Consider the following 1,065-nt stretch of genomic DNA (forward strand, 5'->3'; position numbering starts at 1 on the left):
AAAGGGATCGTTTGCAAGCTGACTCCCGGTTCCGGTATCAAGGTTGTTGTAGGAGCGCACGTAAGTCAAACCAAAACCAACAGATTCATTGGGTTGCAACGTCAGTTGCACAATAGTACCGTAGGGGATACCATCGTTACTCGATTCGGAATCATTCACTTCCTCGTCCGTTGGAGTATTCAAACCCAAATAGCCCAAACTCAAACTGACAGTTTCGCTTAAGTCATAGTTAATACCTGCCCCAGCGCCCCCACTTTGCCGATAAATTGGGTTACGTTGACCAAAACGAGAAATGGAACCGCGACTGCTACCGCTTAGGAGCGGATTTAGCGTGTCCGTAAAGTCGTCCAGTCCTCCGCCCACAACTTCAAAGTAGAGTGTTGCTTGCTCCCTAATCGGTAAGCGATATTCTAGTACGCTTAATCTCAACTGATTCTCATCATTTCCTTGAAATGACAAACGTGCCATATCTGTACCAGTCGCGTCACTAAAGCTAGGGGTATTGGTAGATTGCAAGCGGATTCTCAAACGGTCTTCACCAGTAAAAGAGGTATCAAAGGTTAAACGCCCTCTACTACCAAGGCTGAGATTATTATCTACCTGCTCGTCATCATCAGCTTTATCACCGCCATTGGCGGCGCTAATGCCAAAAACAACTTCTCCCGTAAGCTTGGTTGTAGTCGAAAACGGTTGGTCTAACCGATTAGTTTGTGCGTCTAAATTGTCTAATCTGCCTCTAAGGGCTGCTAACTCGGTGGCAAATTCTACCTGTAAACGCTGCAAGGTAGCTAAGTCCTCTTGTGCTAACCCCGCCGGAGCCGCCCCAATCAGCTTGCTCAATTGGTCTAAACAGGTGTGTAAATCTATAGCAAATTCCTGTCGGCTGACAACAAGCCGATCGCGATTGATATACCCAGCACTGCATCCGTAACGTTCTACTAAAGAAAGCCAAGCTTGGAAAAGGCGCTCGCTTGGTTGGACAGAGGACAAATCCTCAACGGGGGTGATGATTTCACTCTCTTGGAGGCTTGGTTCTAGAGAAAGACGATGCTCTATGGGTGCAAC

General features: G+C 47.3%; 1 protein-coding gene. It reads right to left on the reverse strand.

Features of this window, described 5'->3' with window-relative positions; all coding sequences use genetic code 11:
* Window positions 1-1,065: iron uptake porin (locus tag AC2VE5_RS28645; RefSeq protein WP_486890897.1), on the reverse strand; the 1,065-nt coding region annotated here is incomplete at both ends.

This window comes from Aliterella sp. E5.1 (assembly GCF_057473825.1).